General features: G+C 69.2%; 21 protein-coding genes. 6 read left to right on the top strand and 15 right to left on the bottom strand.

Going from position 1 to position 20,221, the window contains the following annotated elements:
* Positions 1-4: 4 nt before the first annotated feature.
* From yajC to QY307_00590, 12 genes are all read right to left on the bottom strand, one after another.
* Positions 5-313, bottom strand: coding sequence for a preprotein translocase subunit YajC (gene yajC / locus QY307_00645; GenBank protein WKZ82794.1), 309 nt, complete (start codon positions 311-313; stop codon positions 5-7).
* A 65-nt stretch (positions 314-378) separates the two neighbouring features.
* Entirely contained in the window at positions 379-1,485 is a 1,107-nt protein-coding gene (tgt, locus tag QY307_00640; GenBank protein WKZ82793.1) for a tRNA guanosine(34) transglycosylase Tgt, read from the bottom strand.
* Positions 1,482-2,486, bottom strand: a complete 1,005-nt coding sequence (gene queA, locus QY307_00635; GenBank protein WKZ82792.1) for a tRNA preQ1(34) S-adenosylmethionine ribosyltransferase-isomerase QueA — start codon at positions 2,484-2,486, stop codon at positions 1,482-1,484. Before queA ends, tgt begins: the two co-directional genes overlap by 4 nt.
* 55 nt (positions 2,487-2,541) lie before the next feature.
* Positions 2,542-3,567, bottom strand: coding sequence for a Holliday junction branch migration DNA helicase RuvB (ruvB, locus tag QY307_00630; protein ID WKZ82791.1), 1,026 nt, complete (start codon positions 3,565-3,567; stop codon positions 2,542-2,544).
* Positions 3,564-4,130, bottom strand: a complete 567-nt coding sequence (ruvA, locus tag QY307_00625; protein WKZ82790.1) for a Holliday junction branch migration protein RuvA — start codon at positions 4,128-4,130, stop codon at positions 3,564-3,566. The genes ruvB and ruvA overlap by 4 nt, the downstream gene beginning before the upstream one ends.
* Complete coding sequence (ruvC, locus tag QY307_00620; GenBank protein ID WKZ82789.1) at positions 4,127-4,618, bottom strand: crossover junction endodeoxyribonuclease RuvC; 492 nt, start codon at positions 4,616-4,618, stop codon at positions 4,127-4,129. The genes ruvA and ruvC overlap by 4 nt, the downstream gene beginning before the upstream one ends.
* Positions 4,619-4,677: 59 nt before the next feature.
* Entirely contained in the window at positions 4,678-5,418 is a 741-nt protein-coding gene (locus tag QY307_00615) for a YebC/PmpR family DNA-binding transcriptional regulator (protein WKZ82788.1), read from the bottom strand.
* Between the two features lie 8 nt (positions 5,419-5,426).
* Positions 5,427-5,990, bottom strand: a complete 564-nt coding sequence (gene pdxT / locus QY307_00610) for a pyridoxal 5'-phosphate synthase glutaminase subunit PdxT (protein WKZ83802.1) — start codon at positions 5,988-5,990, stop codon at positions 5,427-5,429.
* Between the two features lie 2 nt (positions 5,991-5,992).
* On the bottom strand, positions 5,993-6,832 hold the full coding sequence (gene pdxS / locus QY307_00605) for a pyridoxal 5'-phosphate synthase lyase subunit PdxS (protein ID WKZ83801.1): 840 nt from the start codon (positions 6,830-6,832) through the stop codon (positions 5,993-5,995).
* 88 nt (positions 6,833-6,920) lie between these two features.
* Complete coding sequence (locus tag QY307_00600; protein WKZ82787.1) at positions 6,921-8,009, bottom strand: glycosyltransferase family 4 protein; 1,089 nt, start codon at positions 8,007-8,009, stop codon at positions 6,921-6,923.
* Positions 7,961-8,896: a phosphatidylinositol mannoside acyltransferase gene (locus QY307_00595; GenBank protein ID WKZ82786.1), complete on the bottom strand. Its 936-nt coding sequence runs from the start codon at positions 8,894-8,896 to the stop codon at positions 7,961-7,963. The genes QY307_00600 and QY307_00595 overlap by 49 nt, the downstream gene beginning before the upstream one ends.
* Positions 8,842-9,435 carry a CDP-alcohol phosphatidyltransferase family protein gene (locus QY307_00590; GenBank protein ID WKZ82785.1) on the bottom strand — a complete coding sequence of 198 codons (594 nt, stop codon included), beginning with the start codon at positions 9,433-9,435 and terminating at the stop codon, positions 8,842-8,844. Before QY307_00590 ends, QY307_00595 begins: the two co-directional genes overlap by 55 nt.
* 81 nt (positions 9,436-9,516) lie before the next feature.
* Between QY307_00590 and fusA the strand changes: the two genes are divergently transcribed.
* Genes fusA through QY307_00575 form a run of 3 tightly spaced genes read left to right on the top strand, consistent with a single transcriptional unit; the run spans position 9,517 to position 13,439 of the window.
* Positions 9,517-11,565 carry an elongation factor G gene (gene fusA / locus QY307_00585; GenBank protein WKZ82784.1) on the top strand — a complete coding sequence of 683 codons (2,049 nt, stop codon included), beginning with the start codon at positions 9,517-9,519 and terminating at the stop codon, positions 11,563-11,565.
* Position 11,566: 1 nt separating this feature from the next.
* Positions 11,567-12,841 carry a citrate synthase gene (locus QY307_00580; GenBank protein WKZ82783.1) on the top strand — a complete coding sequence of 425 codons (1,275 nt, stop codon included), beginning with the start codon at positions 11,567-11,569 and terminating at the stop codon, positions 12,839-12,841.
* 4 nt (positions 12,842-12,845) lie between these two features.
* A complete protein-coding gene (locus QY307_00575; protein WKZ82782.1) occupies positions 12,846-13,439 on the top strand; it encodes a hypothetical protein in 594 nt (197 codons plus the stop codon).
* On the opposite strand, the gene QY307_00570 is transcribed toward QY307_00575, so the two are convergent.
* The 3 genes from QY307_00570 to thrS form a co-directional block, all read right to left on the bottom strand.
* Positions 13,436-13,927 carry a hypothetical protein gene (locus QY307_00570; protein ID WKZ82781.1) on the bottom strand — a complete coding sequence of 164 codons (492 nt, stop codon included), beginning with the start codon at positions 13,925-13,927 and terminating at the stop codon, positions 13,436-13,438. The genes QY307_00575 and QY307_00570 overlap by 4 nt on opposite strands.
* Entirely contained in the window at positions 13,924-16,497 is a 2,574-nt protein-coding gene (locus QY307_00565) for an MMPL family transporter (GenBank protein ID WKZ82780.1), read from the bottom strand. Before QY307_00565 ends, QY307_00570 begins: the two co-directional genes overlap by 4 nt.
* Positions 16,498-16,570: 73 nt before the next feature.
* On the bottom strand, positions 16,571-18,499 hold the full coding sequence (thrS, locus tag QY307_00560) for a threonine--tRNA ligase (GenBank protein WKZ82779.1): 1,929 nt from the start codon (positions 18,497-18,499) through the stop codon (positions 16,571-16,573).
* A 178-nt stretch (positions 18,500-18,677) separates the two neighbouring features.
* On the opposite strand from thrS, the gene QY307_00555 reads away from it, so the two are divergent.
* The 3 genes from QY307_00555 to QY307_00545 are packed head-to-tail and all read left to right on the top strand — an operon-like array spanning position 18,678 to position 20,220.
* A complete protein-coding gene (locus QY307_00555) occupies positions 18,678-18,854 on the top strand; it encodes a hypothetical protein (protein WKZ82778.1) in 177 nt (58 codons plus the stop codon).
* Between the two features lie 55 nt (positions 18,855-18,909).
* Positions 18,910-19,911, top strand: a complete 1,002-nt coding sequence (locus QY307_00550; protein ID WKZ82777.1) for a patatin-like phospholipase family protein — start codon at positions 18,910-18,912, stop codon at positions 19,909-19,911.
* 51 nt (positions 19,912-19,962) lie between these two features.
* Entirely contained in the window at positions 19,963-20,220 is a 258-nt protein-coding gene (locus QY307_00545) for a LapA family protein (protein WKZ82776.1), read from the top strand.
* Position 20,221 lies beyond the last annotated feature (1 nt).

Raw genomic sequence — 20,221 nt, 5'->3', positions numbered from 1 at the left:
CCGCTTACCGGGTCACCTTTCCGGCAAGGGCGCGGCGCAGCACACGCAGTCGCCCGCCACCCTCCACCAGCAGCACGGCACTCTCGTCGTCGAGGAACTCGATCCTGCCGAAGATCCCGCCGATGGTCGTGACCTCGTCACCGACCGCCATCGACGACACGAGCTCCTGGTGACGGCGCATCCGCGTCCGCTGAGGGCGGATCATCAGGAAGTAGAACAGCCCGCCGATGATCACGGCGTAGAGGATCAGCACCTGCCACGCCGAACCTTCGGCGGCGGCGTCCTCGGCGGTCTGGGCGAGGATTTGGATCATCGGTCCTCCGGAGTCGCGAACCACCCCGGGAGGATCGCCCCGGGGAGTTCGAAGAGTAGCCCCTGTCAGGCGGGGGGCGTTCGTCGCTGCAACGTCTGCTCCCGGAACTCGACAAACCTCCCCGCGGTGATCGCCTCCCTGGCCCTGGCCATGAGGCCAAGCGTGTACTGCAGGTTGTGGATGGTGAGGAGCCGGTGCACGGACAGCTCGCCGGTGACCGCCAGGTGGCGCAGGTAGGCACGGGAGTACCGAAGGCAGGTGAGGCACTCGCACTCCGGATCCAGCGGGCGCTCGTCGCCGGCGAGGCCTGCCAGTCGCACCGAGAAGTCTCCGCTCGAGGTGAACACCTTGCCGTGGCGCGCCAGCCGGGTCGGCCACACGCAGTCGAACATGTCGTATCCGCGAGCCACAGCATCCAACACCCCGGCGGTGTCCCCCAGGCCCATGACGTACCTGGGACGGTCCGCCGGCAGGACCCCGGCGACCGCCTCGAGGGCGGAGTCGCGCTGTTCGGGTGACTCACCCACCGAAAGCCCGCCGATCCCGAACCCCTCGAACCCGAGGTCGGAAGTCCGCAGGGCGCTCTCCGCCCTCAGGTCGACATCGACACCGCCCTGGACGATCCCGAAGAGGGCCTGGTCGGTCCGCCGATGCACCGCCAGCGCCCGCTCCGACCACCGCAGAGTGCGCTCCATGGCATCGACGACCACCTCCCGAGGAGACGGAAGACCGACCAGGTGGTCGAGGACCATCGCCACATCGGCGCCGATTCGCTCCTGGACGACCACGGCATCCTCGGGTGTCAGGCGAAGTGCCGAGCCGTCGTACGCCGACCGGAATGTGACTCCCTCTTCGTCGAGGCGCGGGTCCAACGAGAAGATCTGATATCCACCCGAATCGGTGAGGATCGGCTTGTCCCAGGCCATGAATCGATGAATGCCTCCCAACGACTCGATCACCGAATCACCGGGGCGGAGCACCAGGTGATAGGTGTTCGCCAGGACCATCTCGGCACCGACCGTCTCCAGATCCGCCGAGTCGACCGCTCGCACCGTGGCCCGGGTGCCGACCGGCATGAAGGCGGGAGTCTCCACCGATCCGTGCGCCGTCTCCAGGACGCCGCGCCGGGCGGCCCCATCCGTGGCCAAGACCCGAAAGCGAAGGGTGCTCACGGCGAACGCTCCGCCAGCATGGCGTCGCCGAAGGACAGGAATCGATACCCCCTCTCCAGGGCCACCTGGTATGCCTGCCGCCAGCGTTCCCCCATGAAGGCCGCAACCAGGACCACAAGGGTCGAACCGGGGACGTGGAAGTTGGTCACCAACAAATCGACGACGCGGAACCGGTGGCCGGGCCTGATGAACAGGTCGGTCCTGGCGTCCAACGGGCGGAGGATGCCATCGGTCGCCGCCGACTCCAGCGCTCGCACCACCGTGGTTCCGACCGCGACCACCCGGCCGCCGCTCCTGCGTGTCTCTTCGACGGCGGCGACCGTCGCCTCGTCCACGACCAGGCGCTCGCTGTGCATCTCATGGGCCTCGACCCGATCTTCGGTGATCGGGCGGAAGGTGTCGAGCCCGACCTCCAACTCGATGCCAGTCACCGCGACCCCACGCCGCGACAGGGCGTCGAGCACCGCCCCGGTGAAGTGGAGCCCGGCGGTGGGGGCGGCCGCCGACCCCGGGCGTCTGGCGTACACCGTCTGATATCGCTCCGGATCCTCGAGATGACCGGTGAAGTAGGGAGGCAGCGGCACCTCGCCGGTTCGCTCCATCTCCCGTTCGAGATCCCCGCTCGACGATCGAAGCACCACCCTTCCCTCGACCGGATCATCCTCGACCACCACCCTCGACCCTCCCACCTCGATCTCGGTGCCGGCGCGCAGCCGGCGCGCCGGCCGGGCCAGGGCCTCCCACCTGCCGTCTCCGACCGGAGAGAGCACCAGCAGCTCGACCGCACCACCGGTGAGGCGCCTGCCCCGCAGGCGGGCCCTCCTCACCCGGGTGTGGTTCACGACGACCAGATCCCCCTCCCGGAGAAGGCCAGGGAGATCGGAGAAGCGGTGATCTCCGAGATCCCTGGTGTCGAGGAGGCGCGCCGCGTGCCGGGGCTCGACCGCCTCCTGGGCGATCGAGGTCGCGGGCAGCTCGTAGCGGAATTCGGCGGTGTCCATCGGAGGGGGACAACCTAATGGCCGCCGTCATCCTTCGGCCGAACCGGGGAACCCGCTAGAGGAGCCTGCCCTGATGGTCGACGCCGGGGGCCTCCAGCCCCAGGTGCTCATAGGCGAGCCGGGTGGCGATCCGGCCGCGAGGCGTGCGCTGCAGGAACCCCATCTGCAGCAGGAACGGCTCGTAGGCGTCCTCGACGGTCTGGGTCTCCTCGCTGACGGCGATCGCCAGCGTGGACAGACCCACCGGACCACCGCCGAACTTGAGGATCACCGCCTCGAGGATGGCGCGGTCGATCCGATCGAGCCCGGCCGGGTCGACCTCGAAGACCTCGAGGGCCCGCCGGGCGGTGCCGTCGTCGATGACGCCACCTGCCCGAACCGATGCGAAGTCGCGCACCCGCCGCAGGAGGCGGTTGGCGATTCGCGGCGTGCCGCGAGAACGCAGGGCGATGGCGGCGGCCCCACTGTCGGCAATCGGGATCTCGAGTAGGCCGGCCGACCGCCTCACCACCGACTCCAGCTCCACCGCCTGGTAGTAGTCGATGCGCGCCACGTATCCGAAGCGGTCGCGCAGAGGCGCCGACACCCTCCCCACTCGCGTGGTGGCACCGATCAGGGTGAAGGGCGGCAGGTCGAGACGGATCGAGCTGGCCCCGGCACCCTTGCCCACCACGACGTCGAGGTGGAAGTCCTCCATCGCCGTGTACAGGATCTCCTCGACCTGGCGGGGAAGCCGGTGGATCTCGTCGATGAACATCACATCGCCGGGGCCCAGGTTCGACAGGATGGCGGCGAGGTCGCCTGCCCGCTCGAGGGCAGGGCCCGAGGTCCCCCGAAACTGGGCCGCCATGCCATCGGCGAGGATGGAAGCCAGGGTGGTCTTGCCCAGACCCGGCGGCCCGCTGAAGAGGACATGGTCGAGAGGCTCACCCCGCTGGCGTGCCGCCTCGATGAGGATCGAGAGACGCTCCTTGAGGTCGTCCTGTCCGATGAACTCGTCGAGGGTCCCCGGACGCAATCCGGCCTCGAAGGCGGCCTCCTCGGGGCCGGGACGCGCCGCCAGGAGGCCCTCCTCCCTCATCTCCGGCCCAGACGCTGCAGTGCGGACTTGAGCAAGGCCTGTGGGTCGTCACCCTCGAGACCGTCGATCGCCTCTCGAATCTCGGAAGCGTCGTACCCGAGACCCTCGAGTGCCCGGCGCACCTCGGCCATGCCGCCAGGCCCTGGAATGTCGCCGGCGGGGAGGGCGAGTCGCGCCCGAAGGTCGAGCACCAGCTTCTGAGCACTGCGGGTGCCGATGCCGGGGACCTGGGTGAGGGCATCGACGTCCTCGGCGAGGACGGCGGCCCGCAGCCTCTCCGGCGGCAACACCCCGAGAATCGCCAGCGCCAGCTTGGGGCCGACTCCGCTGGTGGCGATCAGGAGGCGGAAGAGGTTCCGTCCATCCTCGCCGGCGAAGCCGTAGAGGGCCATCACATCCTCGCGAACGTGGAGGTGGGTGTGCACCACCGCCTCCTCCCCGACGGCGGGCAGCAGAGCGAGGTCGCGCCCCGGCATGGCGACCTCGTAGCCGACGCCATCCACTTCGATGAGAGCACCCTCACCGTGACGGCCGGCTACCAGCCCCCTCAGGCGGCCGATCACCGTCGGCCTCCGGCACGCAGAGAGGCAAAGGTCTGCAGATGGCACAAGGCGACGGCCAGGGCGTCGGCGGCGTCGGCGGGAGCCGGGGCGGCGGCGAGACCGAGTCTTCGCGCCACCATGTGTTGCACCTGAGCCTTGGAGGCGTCACCCCGGCCGGTGACCGCCTTCTTCACCTCGGTAGGTGTGTACTCGTGCACTTCCATCCCCGCCCGAGCCGCCAACAGGATGGCGACCCCCGAAGCCCGCCCCACGCCCAGGGCCGAGTGAAGGTTTCGATTCACGAACACCTCCTCGATGGCAGCCTGATCGGGACGGTACTCGGCGATGATCGCCTCGAGGTCGCCTGCCAACTCCTGCAGCCGGACGGAGGTGGCGAGAGCCGGATCGGTGCGGATCACGCCCACGGCGACGGGACGGACCACCGAGCCCCCCTCGATCACTCCATACCCCAATGTGGAGAGGCCCGGGTCGATGCCGAGGACGAACATGTGTACGGTAGGTTACACGCCGCTCACGTCGCCGGGCGGAATTGCAGCCCCGGGAACGCTCAGCCTGCGACCGCCGCCATCACCTCGTCGGAGATGTCGAAGTTGGCGAAGACGGTCTGTACGTCGTCGAGGTCCTCGAGGGCATCCACCAGCCGGAGAACCGCCCGGGCGCCTGCCTCATCCAGGCGGATGGTGGTGGACGGCAGCCAGGTGACCTCGGCGGCGCGTACCTCGATCCCGGCTTCCTCCATGGCGGCCTGCACCTGGAAGAGGAGTCCCGGCGGGCAGATCACCTCGTGCTCGCCGTCGCCGGGACGCACGTCCTCGGCACCTGCATCCAGCGAGGCGAGCAGGATGGCGTCCTCGTCACCTGCGGCGAGCAGATAGCCGCACTGGCTGAACAGGTACGCCACCGAACCAGGCTCGCCCAGGTTTCCGCCGGCGCGGCTGAAGGCCGTCCGGACGTCGGAGGCGGCGCGGTTCCGGTTGTCGGTGAGCACCTGCACGAACACCGCAACACCGCCCGGACCGTACCCCTCGTACCAGACCTCCTCGTATGCGGCGCCGCCGATCTCGCCCGCCCCGCGCTTGATCGCCCGGTCGATGTTGTCGTTGGGCATGGAAGCCGCCTTGGCCTTGGCCACCGCCTGCGCCAGGGTGGCGTTGGCATCGGGATCGCCGCCTCCCTCTCGTGCTGCCACCTCCACGGCGCGTGCCAGCTTGGCGAACAGCTTGCCCCGCTGGGCGTCCTTGGCACCCTTCTTGTGCTTGATCGTCGACCACTTCGAGTGACCCGACATGAGACCTCCTACCCGCTCTCGAACATCATCCGATGGACCCTGCCATCCCGGGTGAGCTCGGGGTGGAACGAGGTCCCGATCACTGCGCCCTCGCGAACCATCACCGGGTGCCCGTCGACCTCGGCCAGCACCTCCACACCCGAACCCACCTTCACGATCCAGGGAGCGCGGATGAACACCGCCCTCATCGGCTCCTTCTGTCCAGCGATGTCGAGGTCTGCCTCGAAGGAGGCCACCTGAGACCCGAATGCATTGCGCTGCACCACGACGTCGAGAACCCCGAGCTGAACCTGCGGCTGCTCCTCGGTGGTCGCCGCCGCCAGGAAGATGAGCCCGGCGCAGGTGCCGAGCGTGGGGAGGCCCGACCCGATGGCCTCACGGAGCGGCTCCACCAGACCGTACCGATCGGCGAGCTTCCCGATGGTGGTGCTCTCGCCGCCCGGGATCACCAGCCCCTCCAGACCGGCAAGATCCCGGGGCAGACGGACCAGCACCGGTTGGGCGCCGATCGCCTTCAGGGCGGCGGCGTGCTCCCGGAAGTCGCCCTGAAGGGCGAGAACCCCGACGCGCATGGTCACCAGCCCCGGCGGGCCAGACGATCCTCGTCGGCGAGCCGGTCCATCTCGATGCCCACCATCGGCTCTCCCAGCCCACGCGACACCTTGGCCAGGATCTGGGGATCGGAGTGATAGGTGGTGGCCTCGACGATGGCACGCGCCCTCGGTGACGGATCTTCGCTCTTGAAGACGCCGGACCCGACGAAGACACCGTCACAGCCGAGCTGCATCATCAGGGCTGCATCGGCCGGGGTGGCGATCCCACCGGCGGCGAAGTTCACCACCGGCAGCCGTCCGGTGGAGGCGACCTCCTGCACCAGATCGAACGGCGCCCCCAGATCACGGGCCTCCGACATGAGCTGCTCGGGGTCGAGTGCCTGCAACCGTCGAATCCCTCCGGTCACGGCGCGCATGTGGCGCACCGCCTCCACCACGTTGCCGGTCCCCGCCTCGCCCTTGGTTCGGATCATGGCGGCGCCCTCACCGATGCGACGCAGCGCCTCGCCCAGGTCGCGCGCTCCACAGACGAAGGGGACGGTGAACTGCCACTTGTCGACGTGGTGTGCCTCGTCGGCCGGGGTCAGCACCTCGGACTCGTCTATGTAGTCGACCCCGAGAGCCTGCAGGATCCGCGCTTCGACGAAGTGGCCGATCCGCACCTTGGCCATGACCGGGATCGACACGGCGGAAATGATCTCCTCCACCCGCGAAGGGTCGGCCATCCGGGCCACCCCCCCATCGCGACGGATGTCGGCCGGCACCCGCTCCAAGGCCATCACCGCCACCGCTCCGGCCTCCTCGGCGATGCGGGCCTGATCCGCCGTGGTGACGTCCATGATGACGCCGCCCTTCAGCATCTCGGCGAGCCCGCGCTTGACGCGATCCGTGCCCTGTTCCACGGGATGACTCCTTGTAGTAGTGATCGATTCTACCGTCGGCGGGGCCTCAACCAGAGTGGGCCATGGCATCCCGATATGCGGCGATGTAGGCGCCGAGCACCGTCTCGCGCCCGAAGGCGGCGGCCCGCGCTGCCGCCCTGTCCCCCAGTCGCCTCGCCGCGGCCGGATCGACCAGCAGGTCGGCCACCGCCCTTGCCAGCACCACCGGGTCGTGAGGCGGTACCAGAACGGCCGAGTCGCCGGCGACGGCGGCGAATGCGGGCAGTGCCGAGGCGACCACGGCGCGCCCAGCAGCCAGGCCCTCCAGCACCACCAGCCCGAAACTCTCTCCCCCCAGGTTGGGAGCGACCAGCACCTGGCACCGCCCGAGTTCGATCGCCTTCTCCTCGGCTCCCAGGCGCCCGAGGAAGGTCACACCCACGGGCCCCGAGTCCCGCTCCGAACCGACGACGCGCAGGGTGGCACCGGGAACATCGCGCAGTATCCGCGGCCAGGCCTGGAGCAACACATCGAGGCCCTTGCGGGGCTCGTCCCGGCCGATGAACAGCACCCGCCCCGGGATCGCCAGCGCCTCGGGATCGAACCGGTCGAGATCGATGCCGTTGGGAATGATCCTCACCCGGGGAACTCCCGTGATCGCCGAAGCAGCCACCCGACTCACCGCGGTGGCCACGGCGATGCGGCCGGCGACCCGCCGCATCAGCGGACGCGCCAGCCGATAGAGGCGCCTTCCCACCTTGCCCGGATCGGCATGGAACGTGGCCACGACGGGGGGTGTCTCCGCCAGCAGTGCCCCCAGCGACACCATCGGCATGAAAGGCTCATGGACGTGGACCACATCGGCGTCGGCGACGGCCTCGGCCACGCGCCGAACCGCACGCGGATCGACGGCGATCGGGGCGCGGGCGCGGTTTCCCGGAACCGAGCGCCAGGCACCGACGGTCCTGGTCCCCGGAGGACCCCCCGATCCGGGAGCCACCGCCCAGGCCTCGTGCCCCTCCTCGCCGAGCCATCGAACCAGCCTCTCCACCTGGTCCTGCACTCCCCCGTGGGCATCGAAGGCGTACGGGCAGACGACGGCGATCCTCACGACGACGCCCGATCCGAAGCCCAGTTGGGGACGATCAGATGCCACTGCTCCGGGGCGACACGGATGATCTCCTCCAGGATTCCTGCCAGTTTCGCCACGCCGAGGCGGACCCTCTCCTCTGCGGTGTCCCCCGCCGGGATCCCCATGGCAGGATGGATGACGAACCGGTGGTGGTCTCCGGCACCGAAGTAGATGCCCACCGGCAACAGCACGGCCCCGGTGCGATCGGCGAGGGCCACGGGACCAGCAGGCATCGTCGTGATCTCACCGAAGAACTCGGCCTCGACGCCGCGTCCGGTGACGTCGCGGTCGGCGAGCAGGGCGATCACCCCTCCGGCCCCGAGACGCTCGAGGAGGTCGCGGGTGACACGGCCCCCCTTGCGAGCGATCACGATGTCGATGTCCATCATGTTGCGCATGGCGACAAACCAGTCGACGATCCGCTGGTTGCCCAGGTCTTCGGCGACGGCGAGCACCCGCGCCCCTTCGGCGGCTGCCCGGAGTCCCGCCACCTCCCAGTTCCCCGTGTGGGGAAGGGCGACGATCACCCCGCGCCCGGTGGCGATGGCGGCGTGGAGACGCTCCACTCCCTCGAGGGTGGTCCGCTCCAGAATGGAGTGATGGCGTCTCGGGCGAAGCCAGAAGGTCTCGGCCCAGTACCGGCCGTAGTGGGCGAAAACCAATCGGGCTCGGCGCCGCAGGTCAGGCCCCTCGCCACCGACCCGCGCCTGGTGCCGCTGGGCCATGCGAAACCGATCGCGGGCGATGAACGAGCCCAGCCAGCCGAGGCCGAACCCGACCCGCCTCACCACGCCAGCAGGCAGCAGTCCGAACGCGCCGGAGAGGAACCGGTAGGCGTAGTAGCCGAGGGCCTCTCTCACGACGCCAGGCGTCTCCAGGTCTGAGCGAACCGCTGCACGACCGTCAGCCATGTGCCCACGGCCAGGATCCAGATCGTTGCCTCGAGGGTGGGCAGTCCGAGGCCGGCGAGACCGATCCCGAATCCGAAGGCCAGGAGCCGCTCTGCCCGGCCGAGCAGGCCGCCCCTGCCGTCGACGCCGAGGGCCTCGGCCCGGGAGCGAACGTAGGGGATGAGGAGCGATCCGCACACCGCCACTATCGACAGGGTCACCAATGCCGCCTCGGCGCGCTCACCGAGGTAGAAGGCGAGCCCGGTCCAGGCCGCCACCTCCCCCACCCGATCGGTGAAGGAGTCGAGAAACGCCCCGCGAACGGTCTCGGTCCCGGTGAGCCGGGCCAGGACCCCGTCCAGCACGTCGAGCACGGCTCCGAAGCCGAGCGTGCCCGCCCCCCAGGTGAGATGTCCCAGTGCGATGAGCACTGCCCCGGCGATCGAGAATGCCAGGCCGGCGAGCGTCACCAGCGTCGGGCTCAGCCCGATCCTGCCGAGCAGGCGAGCCACCGGGTCGGCCGCCCGGGACACGTTCTTGCGCGCTCTCAGATCGAGCATGGGTGGACCTCGAGCGGAACCTACCACACCGGGTTCGGGCCCCGGCCCGATCACTACAATCCCGCCCGGAACGGAGGCTGCATGGGTTCGGACCAGATTCGCAACGTCGCACTCGTTGGACACGGCGGCAGCGGCAAGACCATGCTCGCCGAGGCCCTCCTCTTTGCGGCCGGAGTCACCACGCGGATGGGGCGGGTCGAGGACGGCAACACCGTCACCGACTTCGAGCCGGAAGAGCACGAGCGCGGCTCCTCGGTCAGCCTGGCGATGGCGCCCTTCACCTGGAAGGGACACCGGATCAACCTCATCGACACGCCGGGGACGTCGGACTTCGTCGGGGAGGTGCGCGCCGCCCTGCGCATCGCCGACCTGGCCCTCTTCGTGGTGTCGGCGGTCGACGGCGTGCAGGTGCAGACGGAACAGATCTGGCGGATGGCCGCCGAGGAGGGGATCGCCCGGGCGGTGTTCGTCTCCAAGCTGGATCGCGAGCGCGCCTCGTTCTCCACGACCCTCGCCGAGTTGAAGCAGCGTTTCGGTACGCCGATAGCCCCCATTCAGGTGCCCCTGGGAGCCGAGTCCGGCCTGCGCGGCGTCGCCAACCTCGTCGGGGGAAGGGCGTACACCTACTCGGGAGGGTTCCAGGCGACCGAGGGCGACATCCCCGCCGAGGCGGCCAGCGACGCCGCACCGCTCCACACCAGCCTGGTCGAAGCGGTGGTCGAGACCGACGATGCCCTCCTCGAGAAGTACTTCGAGGGGGTCGAGCCCTCGGGAGAACAGTTGATCGCCGGGATGCACAAGGGGATGGTCGACGGGACCGCCTTCCCGGTGCTGTGCGGCTCGGCGGTTTCGGGAGTCGGCATCGATCGCCTTGCCCAGTTCCTGGTGGACTACGGCCCGCGCCCGTCGGAGCGGCCCGTCCCTCCCCTTGCGGAAGGAACCTGGCCCGACAGGGGGGTCGTCGCCTACGTCTTCAAGACGATGTCCGACCCGTACGTCGGCAGGATCTCGCTGTTCCGGATGTTCGCCGGCGACCTGGACCTCGACATGGAGTTGGAGAACCCGGCGCGTCACGCCACCGGCCGGATGCACAACGTGTTCCAGATGCGGGGCAAGGAGCACCACGAGGTCAAGCGGATAGAAGAGGGCGACATCGCCGCCGTGGCCAAGCTGGAGGCGACGCTCTCGGGCGACACCCTGCGGTCCCCGGGGCTGGACGTGGTGATCGCCCCGGTGCCGCTTCCCCCTCCCACCATGGCACTGGCGGTGTTCCCCCGGTCGCAGCAGGACGAAGAGAAGCTGTCGACCGCCCTGACGCGAGCCGTCGACGACGACCCGACCCTGCGCGTTGAGCGCCACGCCGCCACCAACGAGACGGTGCTCGCAGGCCTGGGCGACGCCCACCTCGAGGTGACCGCATCACGCCTGTCGCGCCGCTTCGGCGTGGAGATCGACACCGCCCTGCCGCGAATTCCCTATCGCGAGACCATACGCGGAACCGCCGACGTCGAGGGAAAGCACAAGAAGCAGTCGGGTGGCCGCGGCCAGTTCGGCGTGGCCAACATCAGATTCGAACCGGCGCCCTCGGGCAACGGATTCGAGTTCGTCAACGAGATCAAGGGAGGGTCGATCCCCCGTCAGTATCTGCCTGCCGTGGAGAAGGGTGTGATCGAGGCCCTACAGCGGGGATTGGTTGCCGGATACCCGGTCGTGGACGTGCGCGCCACGGTGTACGACGGCAAGTACCACCCCGTCGACTCCGATGAGCTCAGCTTCCGCATGGCCGGCATCATCGCCGTGAAGGAGGCGGCGCCAAAGCTGGCGGCCACCCTGCTCGAGCCCATCATGCGGGTGACGGTACGCGTCCCGGAGGAGCTCATGGGCGACGTGATCGGCGACCTCAACTCGAAACGAGGCAAGGTGCTCGGCATGGACTCCGAAGCCGGCACGCGGGTGCTCACGGCCGAGGTGCCGCTGGCGGAGATGCAGCGCTACGCCATCGACCTCCGTTCGATAACCAGTGGTAGAGGCACATTCGAGATGGAGATGAGCCACTACGAGGAGGCTCCTCCCCATGAGGCTCAACGAGTCATCGCCGCAGCCAACAGCGACGACCAGGCGAAAGGATGAGATGGCCGATCGCGAGATGACGCTCAAGTACGACGGCGGTGAGATCGCCCTCCCCATGATCGAGCCCGTCGACGGAGACCCGGGGATCGATGTCTCCCACCTCCGCAGTGAGACCGGTTACATCACCCTCGACTACGGCTTCGCCAACACCGCCGGCACCCGCAGTGCCGTGTCCTTCGTCGACGGCGGGGCCGGCGAACTGCGCTACCGCGGATACCCCGTGGAGCAGCTGGCGGAGAAGTCGACGTTCCTCGAGGTCGCCTACCTGTTGTTTCACGGCGAGCTCCCCGACCCGGCCCAACTCGCCACCTACAAGGAGACGATCACCAACCACACGCTCCTCAACGAGGAGATGAAGCGGCTGTTCGACGCCTTCCCCAAGAGCGCACACCCGATGGCCATCCTGGCCTCGGCCACCAACGCCATGGCCACCTTCTACCCCGAGTACCACAACCCCACCGACCCCTACGCCGTCGAACAGTCGGCGCTCCGCCTCATCGCCAAGCTGCCGACGGTGGCCGCCTTCGCCTACAAGAAGTCGATCGGCCAGCCGTACGTCTACCCGCGCAACGATCTGGAGTACGCCTCCAACTTCCTGCACATGATGTTCGCCCTCCCGGTCGAGGAGTACCAGGTGGACCCGGTGGTGGCCCGGGCACTCGACGTGCTCCTCATCCTCCACGCCGATCACGGGCAGAATTGCTCGACCTCCACGGTTCGCCTGGCCGGGTCGAGCCAGGCCAACCTGTTCACCTCGGTGGCCGCCGGGATGGGCGCCCTGTGGGGGCCCCTGCACGGTGGAGCCAACCAGCGGGTCGTCGAGATGCTGCAGCAGATCCACGAAGACGGCGGGGATGACGGACGCTACGTCGCCCGGGCGAAGGATCCGGACGACCCGTTCCGGCTCTGGGGCTTCGGGCATCGCGTCTACAAGAACTACGACCCGCGGGCCAAGGTCCTCAAGGAGTTCGCCCACCAGGTGATCCGCCGGATGGGAACCGACGACCCGCTGCTCGACATAGCCCTGAAGCTGGAGGAGACCGCCCTCAAGGACGACTACTTCGTCTCCCGGAACCTCTACCCGAACGTGGACTTCTACTCCGGGCTCATGTTCCGGGCGCTCGGGTTCCCGCCCCGGATGTTCACCGTCCTCTTCGCCATCGGCCGTCTCCCCGGCTGGGTGGCGCAGTGGAAGGAGATGTCTGAGGACCCCGAGACCCGCATCGGTCGCCCCCGCCAGATCTACATCGGCCAGCCCAAGCGCGACGTGCCTTGACGACGTGACCGACCTGCACGCAGTCGAGACCGAGCCACCCGACTGGGACGGTCCAGTGATCGAACTGATCGAGGAGGGCCGGCTCGTGGGTCGGGTCTACGCCGACGAGGGGCGCCCGGTGGCGGAGTTCATCCCCGACGACGACGCAGAGCCCTGGCTGTTCGAGGTCGAAGACCTCCAGCGTGTGCTCGATGTGGCGCTGGCGATGCTCGGCATGGACGAACCGGCGGTCGACACCGGCGGGCAGCATCCCATCGACCGCATCGCCGCCGAGTTCGATGCCCTGGCGACGCACCGAGCCGACGAGGACGAGGGCTTCTACCCGCCAGAGGCGGTGAAGAGGATCGTGACCCGCTGCGAGGCGCTGGACCTGGCCGTGGCGACCCTGGAGCCGTTTCGTCTCGTGGATGGGGAGGTCGAGGCCCTTCCGGGCAGGTCCACCGATCTCGCCGCCGCCCACGCTGGCGAGGCCTGGGCCACCCTTCGGGCCGGGTGCAGCGTCCAGGCGCTGGCGGTGCTGGAACGCTGGGCCGATCAGCCCGACGTCGTCGTGGCGGTCGAGCTCGCCGATCGCCACGGCGAACGGTTCGTGCTCTAACCCCCGACGAGCCGATCGGTGAGGTCCTCGACGTACTCTTCGACGACGCGGCCATCGACGGCGTCCACGCGGACCAACGCCCGTCTCGACGGCGGATCGGACGCCTCGAAGATCAGGATGTTCCACACCGGCCGGGCGAGCCAGCCGTCGAACCCGACCGCCGCCGAGGAGTGGCCGACCGGGAACCCGACCCGCCGGCCGGCGATCTCCAGTGCTTCCGGATCCAGCACCCGGATCGGCCAGGCCGAAGCGATGCTCCAGGCGCCGAGGGCGAGCAACACTCCACCGGCGACGGCCATTCCCGCGGGAAGCCCGGCGAGCGGGGCGGCGAGGGCGAGCGCTGCGCCCGACAGCAGCACGAGCCCGGCACGACGCCGACGGCGGGTGTCTGGGATGGCGTACGCGCCGACCGCCCCGGCGTCGAGGTCTCGCGGAACGGACTCGGAGGCGGCGACCCCCTCCGGGATCTCGATCCGGTGCCGACTCATGCGTCGAACGCCACTTCGACCGCCGCCGCGTCCACTGCTTCCGTGCCATGCCGGCGATGCCACCGATCCCACAGCACGAGGAGGCTCGGCAGGACCAGCACCGCTCCCAGCATGGCGAATCCGATGGCGAAAGCCACCACCTTGCCGAACTGCTGGAAGGGGACCAGGGAGGAGGTGACCAGGATGCCGAACCCGGCGACGGTGGTGAATGCGGAGCCCGCCAGGGCGCCCCCGGTGTGGGTCATCGTCGATCGGATCGCCGCCTCGGGTGTGTCGTTGCGGACCCGGTCCTCCTGATACCGGTGGGTGATGTGGATCGTGTAGGGCACGCCGATCCCGATCGCCACCGAGGCGATCATCGCGGTCACCGGGTTGAACCCGATCCCCGAAAGCGCCATCGCACCGAACACCCAGAGGACGACCAGGGCGACGGGGAGCATGGTGAGCAGCCCCAGGGCGGGACGCCGCGACTCGATGAGGAACGTGAGCACCAGCAGCAGGGTGGCAGCACCGAGGGTGAGGAACAGCGACGACACCTGGGAGGACTGCATCGCCTCCACGACTCCATGGCTCACGATGTTCTCGTTGGACGCCACCGCCGTGGTGCCGGCAACGGCGGCGAACGGCTCCAGGTCCGCCTGCAGACCGTCGCGCAGTGCCCCCGCTCCCTGCTCGCCGGCCTGGGTGGCCAGGCTGACGTCCACGAAACCGGTGGTCCCCTCCACCACCAGGACGGTGCGGCGCATCTCCTCGGGGGCGATGGCGGCTGCTGCGGCGTAGAGCGCCGCAACGTCGGCATCGGCCGTCACCGTCAGGTCGGGCTGCAGGCCGAGTGAAGCGGCGGTGGTAGCGAAGTCGGCGTCGTATCGGGTCGGATCGCCCCCGGCGGCCGGAGGCGTGACCAGCACCGCCAGGACCGACAACGGCGACTCGGCCTGCGCTCTCCCGGCGAAGGTGAGCACGTGCTCGGTGTCGGCCATGTTCATCGTCGCCTGCGCCAGTGCGTTGTGCGCCGCCGGGGTGGCCACCTCGCCCTCGATGAGGATCTGGGTCCGCTCGCCGAACCCTCCCCCGAACTCCTCGGTGATCGTCTCAAATGTGGGAAGCAGCGGTGAGTCGGCGGGGACGAAGTCGAGGAAGGAGAACTTCGTGTCGAGGCCCGACCAACCCCAGGCGCCCAGGCCACCGAGCACCAGGGCCACCGCCACCATGAGGGCGGGGATCCGGGTCGCCGGCCCGGCGGTGGTGCCGATGAGCCGAGGAAGCATCCGCTGTGAGGAGTGCCCCATCGCCTCGGTGGGGAGCCGGCCGGCCGCCTCCGCCCTGCGATCCAGGAGGACGCGGATCGAAGGGGCGAAGGTGAGCATCAGCAGGAACGCCGAGGAGATGCCGACCGACGCCATCACTCCGAAGTCGGCGATCGCCGACACCGGGCTGAAGATGTTGGTGAGGAAGCCGACGGCGGTGGTGACGGTTGCCAGTACCAGTGCCACACCGACGGTTCTGGATGCTCGGGTGGCGGCGTCGACGACGCCGACGCCTGCCCCCACCTCCTCGCGATATCGGGAGGTGAGATGGATCCCGTAGTCGACGCCGAGCCCGATGAGGAGGATGGGGATGATCTGGAGCATCTCGTTGAATCCGCCGATCAGTCCCAGGTACCCGGGGCCGAGGAGGACGCCGATGCCGTTCATCCACACGATCGACATCACGATGACGCCCAGCGTCAGCAGCACATCGGCGACAGTGCGCCGGGTGGCGCCGAGGCGGCTGAGCCGGCCCCTGGGATGGATCCAGAAGACGAAGCCGAGGATGGCCAGGATGATCAGGAATGCGGTGCCGAAGAGGCGCCCGACCTCCCGCTCGAACGCCTCGGTGTCTGCGAAGAGCAGGGCGAAGGAGAAGGGCTCGGCGCTCACCGTCATCCCCGCCGTAGCCTGCTGGATTCCCTCGGCCATGTCGACCTCGATGGCCTGAAGCCGGGTGCCGTCGGGGTCGTCGCCGAGCACCGCAAGGTTGAGGAACACCACCATCAGGCCCGCAGGTGCCGACGGGACGGCCAGGTCGGCCCGCGTCGAGACCAGGCCGGTGAACAGCTCCTGGACCTCGGGCGGCAGTGATGCCAACGACTCGGTGAAGGCGGCCTTGACGGTGGCATCGTCGGCCTGCATCGGATCGATCCCCTCGGTGTCCAGGGCCTGCAGGACGAGGTCGAAGTACCCGACGACGTCACCCTCGGGCCGGTTCACGAAGATCTCGGTGGCGCGCGAGGAGTAGATGGCGTCTCGTGCCGCCACATATGAGCGCAGGCCTTCGGCGGTGATCACGTCGGCTGCGGTGCCGTCGAACACGACCTGCACGGCCACTTCCGAGTTGTCGGAGAACAACTCGTCGATCGTCTGCAGCGCGAGGAACTCGGCCGAGTCGGGGGCGAAACCCTCGTTGCCAGTGGACTGCACGGCCTGGGGCATGAACGCCCCCAACGCCACCGTCAGCGCCAACGAGGCGGCCAGTACCGCCACAGGGGCGCGGCGCACCGACGACGACATCACCTTGATCAACCACTTCACGGGGAGACTCCAATTCGCTGCTGTTGTGGGCGGGCTCCGGCAGGATAGATCTCACCGGATCCGAGACAACCGCCTACCGAGGCGGCGAGCAGACCCCCAGGAGGCGCTCGAGGACGTCGCCCAGGGCGACACCGCGCTCCTCGTCCGCTCCCCGGATTCGGATGCCGGCCGTGCCCGAATCGACGTCCTGATCGCCGACCACCAGGATCGCCGGGTGCTTGTGGGTGGCGGCGCGCCGGATCTTCTCCCCCACCGTCTCGTCGCTGGAGTCCACCTCGGCCCGCAGTCCGGCTGCGGCGAGGCCGGCGGCCACCTCGGAGGCGTAGGGGAGGTGGCGATCGGCAACGGGGACGATCATCGCCTGGACCGGCGCCAGCCACCCGGGAAGGGCGCCGGCGTAGTGCTCGAGGAGGATGCCGAAGAATCGCTCAACCGAACCAAAGAGGGCACGGTGGATCATCACCGGGCGTTCCCTGGTGTTGTCGGCGGTGGCGTACTCCAGCTGGAAGTTCTCCGGCTGGGCGAAGTCGACCTGAAGCGTGCTCACCTGCCAGCGTCGCCCGATGGCGTCACGCACGTGGATGTCGATCTTGGGCCCGTAGAAGGCGCCCTCCCCTTCCGCCACGGTGTGCTCCAGGCCGGCGGCACCCAGCGCTGCGGCGAGGGCTTCGGTGGCCCGGTCCCACAGTTCCGGGCGTCCGACGAACTTCTCCGGTCGGGTGGACAGGTCGGCCTCGAAACCCTCGAAACCGAAGTCGCGCAGCACCATGAGCACGAAGTCGAGCAGGCCGGCAAGCTCGTCCGCCAGCTGCGCCTCCGTGCAGAAGATGTGGCTGTCGTCCTGGGTGAACCCCCGTGCCCGAAGCAGCCCGTGGAGCACACCGCTGCGCTCGTACCTGTATACGGTGCCGAGCTCGTAGAGGCGCATCGGGAGCTCACGGTACGACCGGGGGTGCGACCGGTAGACCAGGATGTGGCCGGGACAGTTCATCGGTTTGAGGAGATAGGGCTCGCCGTCGTCGAGCTCCATCGCCGGGTACATGTTCTCGGCGTAGAACCCGACGTGGCCGGAGGTCTCCCAGAGGTGACGCCTGGCGATGTGGGGGGTGGCCACCATCTGGTAGCCGCCAGAGAGGTGGGTACGCCGGGAGTAGTCCTCCATGATGTGGCGGACCAGGGCGCCCTTGGGGTGCCACACGGCGAGGCCGCTGCCCAGCTCGTCGGGGAACGAGAAGTAGTCGAGATCGATCCCCAGGCGGCGGTGGTCGCGGCGGCGGGCCTCCTCCAGGCGATGGAGGTACTCGTCGAGTGCCTTGCGGCTCTCCCAGGCGGTGCCGTAGATGCGCTGCAACTGGGGTCGCTTCTCGTCGCCCCGCCAGTAGGCGCCGGAGGATCGCAGCAGCTTGAAGGCGGGGAGTCGCCCGGTCGACGGCAGGTGCGGTCCGCGGCACAGGTCGATGAAGTCCCGGTTCCGGTATGCGGACACGGCCTCGCCCTCCGCCCCCTCCCCCTCCTCTACCGACTCGATGATCTCCACCTTGTAGGGGTGCTCGGCGAACACCTCCAGGGCGGTCGCCTTGGTGAACTCCTCGCGCACGAACGGCTGGTCCTCGGCGACGATCTCGGCCATGCGCCCCTCGATCGCCTCGAGATCTTCCGGGGTGAACGGGCGCCCGATGTCGAAGTCGTAGTAGAAGCCGTCCTCGATGGCGGGCCCTATGGCGAAGGTGGCCCCCTCGAAAAGGCCCAGCACCGCCTGGGCGAGAATGTGAGCGGCCGAATGCCGCAGCACGTGCCGACCCTCGTCGCTGTCCTCGGTGACGATCTCCACCTCGGCGTCGGCGGGGAGGGGCCGGGTCAGGTCGACCAGGTTGCCGTCAACCCGCGCCGCCACCGCCGCCTCGCCCAGTCGCCTCCCGATGGCGAAGGCGGCATCCCCTCCGGTGGAGTCGTCCGGAAGGTCGAGTCGCTTTCCGTCGGGGAGGCGAACGGAGATGGTCATGGCGAGGAGAGGGTAGACAGCAGACGGGCGGCAGAAGACGGCGCACCCGGCAGTCGGCGGCGCTTGGAGGCCACACTCATCGAGTCCGAACCCTGCCGCGCGCGGTGCGCGCGCGAAATCCGCGCTGTCCGCGCGATCGGGTTGTAGCCTCGCCCGGCCGAGTCGAGGAGGAAGGGCCGTGCTGATGCTGGTGAGCAGTCTCATCCTGGGAATGTCGGCGGTCGCCGGCCGGTGGTCGTCGCGCCTGGTGATGCTCCACGATGCCGTCAACCCGGACCTTCCGTGTCCCTGGTGCCGCACCGCCACCATCGAGGACGACTCCGCCTGCCCCGGCTGCGGGCACCGCTTCGGCTGATCTCGTCGGACCTGGCCCACGATCGGGGGTCGGCCACCAGCCCTAAGATCGCCGGATGTCCCGGATAGGCCTGGTCCTGGGCGGTGGCGGCTTGACCGGCGCCGCTTTCCACTTCGGCACCCTCTTCGCCCTGCGCATGGCCACCGGCTGGGAGCCCGACGATTCCGACGTCGTCGTCGGCACCTCGTCGGGTGCCGTTGTGGCGGCGCTCACCCGCACCGGGGCCCTGTCGCTGGAGACGCTGGTCGGAGAGGTGCCGGACGAGGAGGAGCTGGAGACCGCACTCCGGCAGCAGATATTCCGTCGCACCCGGCCCCGCGGCGTCGGCCGCTGGATGCGCCACGGCCTGCTCCCCGGACTCCGCAGGCCGGGGATTCGATTCACCCTCGGCTCGCCGGCGCCGTACTCCACCGATGGGATCGCCGATTGGGTGAGGCGTGCCGGCGGAGACGCCGCCCGAACCTGGCCGGACCGTCCCACGATCATCGTCGCCTACGAACTGGAAGCGCACCGCCGAGTGGCATTCGGCACTGTGGACAGTCCCGACGTCGACCTGGCGACGGCGGTGGCGGCCTCGGCGGCGGTCCCGCTGGTGTTCGAGCCGGTCGAGGTCGAGGGTCGCCGCTACGTCGATGGCGGGGTCGGCTCCGGTACCAGCGCCGACCTGCTGCTCGGCCACCGGGAGCCTCTCGACCTGGTGATCGTGATCGCCCCCATGGCCGCCACCGAGACCCGGGCGGATGGGCGCTTCTACGAGGGGATCGTCGATCGGCTCGGCGAGGCGGCGCTCGAGTCCGAGATCGACGCCCTGAAGGGCGCCTGGCCCGAGGTCGATGTGCTGGTGCTCAGACCCGATTCGACCGTGCTCGATGCCGCCCGGCCCAATCCCCTCGATCCCGGAGCGGCACTGCCCGCCTTCCTCGCCACCCTCCGCTCGATGGGGGCAACCCTGAGCGGGCCCGAGGTGTGGCCGATCCTGGAGCGACACATCCCGTCCGCCGCTGCCCACTCCCCCTGGGACGGCCGGGTGGCGGCACCCCGCATCGGGAAACGGTGAGGACGCGACAAGGCGACGCCGCCTACCCTTCGTGCAGCAAGGGAGGCCGGTGTGGAGCGTGAGACCTCGATCTGGGAGAGCCGTCGGTTCCGGGTGGGCCTGATCGCCGGGACTTCGGCGCTGGTGGCCCTGATCCTCATCCTGCAGAACTTCGACACCGTCGAGGTCCAGTTCTTCTTCTGGAGGGCCGAGGCGCCGCTTGCCGGCTTGATCTTCACCTCGATGCTGGTGGGAGCCGGGTTGCAGGCGCTGATCAGGCTGTTGTGGCGTAGGAAGCGCCGCCATCAGGACCGCGACGAGCAGGCCTGAT

This window comes from Acidimicrobiia bacterium, assembly GCA_030584185.1.
GTDB lineage: Bacteria > Actinomycetota > Acidimicrobiia > Spongiisociales > UBA11373.
This window is presented reverse-complemented; position numbering and strand designations above follow the sequence as displayed.